The sequence below is a fragment of the Mesorhizobium captivum genome (assembly GCF_033977165.1).
GTDB lineage: Bacteria > Pseudomonadota > Alphaproteobacteria > Rhizobiales > Rhizobiaceae > Mesorhizobium > Mesorhizobium captivum.
The window spans coordinates 1-5,452 of the sequence record NZ_JAVIJB010000086.1; the positions used below are offsets into that span (position 1 = coordinate 1).

1 protein-coding gene is annotated in these 5,452 nt (G+C 69.7%); it reads right to left on the reverse strand.

The genetic code is table 11. The features are described 5' to 3' along the window. Positions 1 to 3: 3 nt before the first annotated feature. A partial coding sequence (locus RFM40_RS33130; protein ID WP_430691761.1) for a shikimate kinase occupies positions 4 to 5,452 on the reverse strand: 5,449 nt, incomplete at its 5' end.

The following is a 5,452-nucleotide window of genomic DNA, read 5'->3' on the forward strand; positions in this document are numbered from 1 at the left end:
GCTTCATGGACCGGAGCCGATAAGCGGCCTGAGGCGGTCCAGCAAGGCCTGGCGGTCGGCGACGAGGGTGTCGAGGTGGAGCGGCCGGCCGGTGGGCGGTTCGGCTTCAGCCAGGCGTGCGGTCAGCGCCCGGGTGGCGTCGAGGACGAAGACGCCGCAATCATAGGTGTTGTCCTGCTGGGCCATCGGCACCGGCTTCAAGCGGGCGCCCAGCTTTGCGGCGAGCTCTTGTGCCAGCGCGCTGTTTTGGCCGCCGGAGGAGTCGTAATGAGAGGCGAGCGGCTGGGAGCCGCGCAGATCGACAAACAGCAGCGACCAGTGGGTGCCCTGCTCGCCAAGCGCGGCATTGTTGAGGGGAAGGAACACGAAGTCGGTCCTGGCGTCCGCCAAATTGCCCCCGCCGCCGGCGATGCCGTGGAAGATGGCGGCCGCTTCGGCCTCGTCTTCGGTCATGCGCAACAGATGGGTCACCGAAGGCTCGACCAATCGGATCCGGGCGGCGATGTCGGGACTGGCCCCGTGCAAGGCCTCGCCAAGCAGCGCGTAATCGGCCGTGATATGGTCGTCCAGGAGCCATTGGGTGGCGCCAAGCGCCAGCCGATGCGCTGCAGCGGCTACCGGGGGAAGCCCGGCTGCCTGGCGCTCGGTCGGCCGAACGCCAGGTGGCACGTCGACTGCGATGCCGGGAGCGTCGGAGATGGCTGATGTCCCGGCAGCGGCGGGCGTCTCGGCAGCGGCAGGCGTCTCAGGAGCAGGCGCCTCGTTGGCCTGTGTCTCGTTGGCATGTGTCTCGTTAGCAGGGGTCTCGTTGGCAAGGGTCTGTGCGGCTGCGTCCTCGCCGCCGCACAGGTAGGCGTGGAGCGCCTTCACGCAAGGCTCGGCGTTCTCCTTGTCCTTTGCGGAGGGCGGGACCACCGTGATATCGGCCTGTTGGTAGAGCGGCCGGCGCTCGTCGAACATGCGGCTTAGCTTCTGCTCGCCGTCGGGGCCTTGCAGCAGCGGCCGGCTGGTGTCGTTCCTGAGGCGCCTGCGGATCACTTGCGGGTTGGTGTCGAGCCAGACCGACACCGCCTTCTCGCCGATCAGGGCTCGATTGTTGGGCTCGATGAAGCCGCCGCCGCCGGTTGCGATGACGATCGGCCCCTTCTCCAGCTGCTTGGCGAGCTCTTCGGCCTCCAGCTGTCTGAAGTGGGCCTCGCCCTGGCGCGCGAACAGATCGCTCAGATTGCCGTGCTCGCGCACGATTTCCTTGTCGGTGTCGACAAACTTCACCCCCAGCTTGCCGGCAAGCTCGCGGCCGATGGTCGACTTGCCGCTGCTCGGCATGCCGACCAGCACCACCGGGCGCATGCCGAGGGCGGCTATGATCGCGCCGGCCTGCGGCGAGCGAGGGGCAGCGGGCTGGCTTGCCCGGTCGGCGGTGGCCAACCTGGAGGTCCCAGCCGTCCGCGACCGGCTGTGGCCCGCCGAGCCCCAGTGGGGGATGCTGGAGGCGTCGGGGGGAATGGCGACCTCGAGGCATCTGTCCCGCACGCTCTGCACGAGCTCGTCGGCCTTTTGCTCGGCGTCCGGCCCGGGATGCCGCCGCAGCCAGCCGATCTGCTTGTAGAGGTCGTGGTTGGCGAGCTTGGCCCGGTAGCTGGCCGGCGTATGGAACTCGGCCTCGAAGCGATAGCCCTGCGGGGTGCTGAACACGGTGCGGATGGCGAGGAAGCTCGGCGTGCGCATCCTGAACCAGTTGGTTGTCTCGACCTCGCTGCAGCCGCGCTCCTCGAAGGCCAGCACGGCCGTCTTGAAGGCGCGCGTCAGGGCCGCGTCCGGGATCTCGAAGACATGGCGCACCGCATTGGTGAGCAGCTGGGCCTCGGGCGCGGCGCTCACGCTCTGGCCGGTGAGCCCGTCGGCCATCGAGGAGCGCCCGCGCAGGCGCTGCTCGAGATGCGGCATGGTCACCTCGATGCCGGCCTGCCGCAAAAGCGCGGCGACCGCCTGCGCGGTCGCGGTGATGGCGCCTTCCTCCGCCGCGGCGCGCTGGGCTGCGCGCCTGGCGTGCTCCAGGGCCTGCTCGCGGCTCAGCGTGATCGTGGCGGCGGGGTCGTCGGCTTCCGCGACGTCCAAGGGGCTGGGCAGGATGCCGTTCGCGGCGGCAAGCTTGATCGAGGCCTCCATGACCGAGGCCGCCAGTGTCGGATTGTCCTTCAGATCCGCCAGGCTGGCGTCGACGTCGAAGCGGCCCTGGTGCAGCGTTGCCGCCAGCGCCTTGACATAGGGCGCCGGCTTCAGGCCCGGGACCTGCTGCAGGAGCCGCTGCAGATCGGCGCTCTTCTTCATGAACAGCCGCGCCCCGGTGTCGGACTTGTAGGCGTCGGTGCCGACCTTGATGCCGACGCTCAACAGGTTGATGGCGCTTTCGTGCAGATCGTGCGGGTTGTAGCCGTCGGGCCGCGGATCGATGCGCGCCCGGCAGTGGTCGAGCAGGAGCTCGACGCGCTCCCTGGCGTCGGCGGCCGCCGGATAGGATTCGGCGAGCTCGGGAAACAGCGCGCCGGCGGCGGCGCTGACGCCAGCAGTTGCGCTGGTCGAGGCCGTGGCTCGCGCCAACGGCTCGCCCTTGGGCTGCTCCCCGTTGGGCTGCTCCCCATTGCCCTGCTCGGCCCAGGCCTCGAGCTCGCTGACCAGCAAGGTGGCCAGTTCGCGGGCCACCGGATGCCGGGCCGCCTCGCCGTCCTGCCTGGCCCTCTCGAGGAGCCCCTGCATGGCCTGGCCGTCCGGCCGCTCTGCCTGCAGCTGGACGCGGATGTCGGCCCTGAGCTCATGGTGAATGCCCTCGTAAGTGCCGAAGACGGCACGCTCGGCAAACCAGCGTTGCGCTTCAAGCGGCTGCGCCAGGACGTTGCGCTGCAGGCAGCTGTAGCTCTCCAGCACCTGCTGGGTGGCCGACAGTATCTGCCGGGAGCGGCTGAACTGGTAGTCGCCGTTCTCGATGGCCGGCGTGTGCGACTTCGGCGGCTTCAGCGAGGCCAGGCCGCGCGCCTGCTCCTTCTGGTCGAACTGGCGCACATGCTCGTAGAGCCTGGGCCGGTCGCCGACGATGACAACGGTGTCGCCGTCGAAATCGCCGTCGAGCTTCTTTTGTTCGGCGCTCGGCACCGCAACCAGCGAGCCGGGCGCGAACACCTCCGTCGCCTGCAGGATGCCGACGCAGTCGAGCCCGGTGTCGGCCTTGACCCGGTCCTTGCCCTCGAGCCAGTGCGAATGGCACTTGACGTCCTCGGCCGACATCACCACCGAACGCTCGGCGAAGGCGGCCGGCCACATCCGGTCGGGCACCACGATCAGGATGCCCTTGGCAAACAAGGTCGGATCGTCGGCGGCAAGCCTTTCCCCCGACTTGTGCGCGACGTTGAAGCTGTACTGGAAGGCCACGCACCGGTCCAGGAACGCCGCGGTCGCGTCGCCGTCGCGCGCCGACCTGACCTGGCCGGCGGCGAACGGGCGCAGGTTCGGCTTGTCGTAGGGCGAGCGCCCGACAAGCACGCCGCCATCGGCGGTCAAGGTCTCGCTCTTGAGCGTCGGCACATAAAGGCGTCCGTCGCCGGACGGCACGGCGACGGCGCCCGGGCCGTCGATGTGGCCAGAGGTGACGGTCCGAAACAGCTCCTCGGCCGTCAGCCTCGGCTGCTCACGGCTGCCGAGCCAGGCCTCGGCCTTCTCGCGCGTCTCCTCGGCGACCGCCGCGTTGCGCGGATAATGCTGCAGGGCCGAGGCCGGCACCGAGGTTCGCTTGCCCTGGCCAAAGACACGCACCGGCGCGGCGCCGTCCGGGCGGACGGTCCGGGCGATGGCCGGCATGCGCTCGGCCAGCGAGGCCCTGATGAAGCCGCAGCCGTCATGCGGCCGCAAGGCGATCGGGCCGTCCGGCCCGGCGAGCCTGAAGGGATGCGCTGCCCCTGCCGGCCGGTCGGGCAGGAGCGACAGCCTGAAGGCGCCTTCCAGCGCATAGTCGTGCGGGCCAAGCCCGGGGATGTCCGGCGGCGCGGCAAAGCCGCGGCGCTGGGTGTAGTAATAGGCTTCCTTGAACGGCGCCCAGGCCCGCGCCAGCTGCTCGAAGGCCGTCCCCGGCGCCGTGTCGGCATAGGGGATCGCCAAAAGCTTGCCGCCGGTGGCCTCGTCGGTCGCGCCGGGCAGGCGGGCGGCAAGCTGGGCCAGGGACTTTTGCGGCGCCTTCAGCTTGCTGCCGCCGAACAGGTCCATGCGGTAGGGCACGCCCTCGACGCTGAGCGTGCGCGCCAGCATGAAGGCGCTCGGCTTGCCCGGCAGCTGCACCGCAACCACCTTGACAGCCCCCGAGGTCAGGCGGTGGAAGATGGAATAGCGCAGCTCCGCTTCGCCGGCCAGCGGCCGCCCCTGCATGTCGACCACCGGCAGCCGCATCAGTCCGGCATCGCCTTGCGGCGGCCGCGGCTCGTGGTCCATGGCCTCAAGCACGCCATGGACATCGAAGACGGCGGCGGCATGCTGGGCCTGGACGCTCGGCGCGTTCTGGGCCATGAAGGTGTCGAGCGCGTCAAGCGGCCCCTCCGCCTCGATCTCGGCGATCAGGTTCCAGCTCATGTTGGAAAGGTCGGCCTCGATGAGGGCGCGGGCGCTGTCCAGGATCTGGCTGGTCTTGGCATGCAGCTCTTCCTGGCGGCGCCGCAAGGCGAGCTTGTCGCCCTCGACATAGGGCCGCCGGTAGAGCTTCTCCAGCACCGCGCGGGTCTTGAGCACCTGATAGACCGACAGCGCCGGGCAGCGGCTTGCATTGGCGCCGCTGTCGCGCTCGGCCTGGCCTGCCTCGAGATGCGCCTCGATCTTGCGCTCCACCACCGGCTGGATGGCGTTGAGCAGGTTCAGCGCCGGCCTGCGGTACCAGCGCAACGCCGGCTGCGGGCTGCGCGCCAGCGGCAGCAGGGCGGCGCACAGATTGCCCATGGTCTCCAGGTTGTTGTCGCGCTCGAAGGCGGGCGTGGCGCGCAGCGCCTCCAGCCGCTCCAGCCCCGGCTTTGCCAGCACACCCAGATCGTCGGACAACTGCGCCTTGCTCAGGGCCTTGAAGATGTTGGCGATGGCCAGGACATCGGCCTGCTGCAGCCGGTCATCGGCATAGTGGAGATAATGCGCCAGCTGCTGCAGCCGCTCCTTCAGCAAAGCCGGTTCGGCCACCTCCCCGGCTTCCTCGCCCTGCAGGATACCGCGCGCCAGACTGTTGGCGATGTTGCCCAGCGCAGGCGTGATGAAAGCGCCGAAGCGACGGCCCTTGGGGCCGAGACCGCGGGCGATCTCCACCAGAGCCTGATAGCACACCGGCTCTTGCGTCCACTTGCCGAAGCCGTTCACCAGGATCGCCAAGCCTTGAGCAGTAAAATCGGAGAGCCCGACATCCGGGCGATCGGCGCGGCGAAGGACCTCC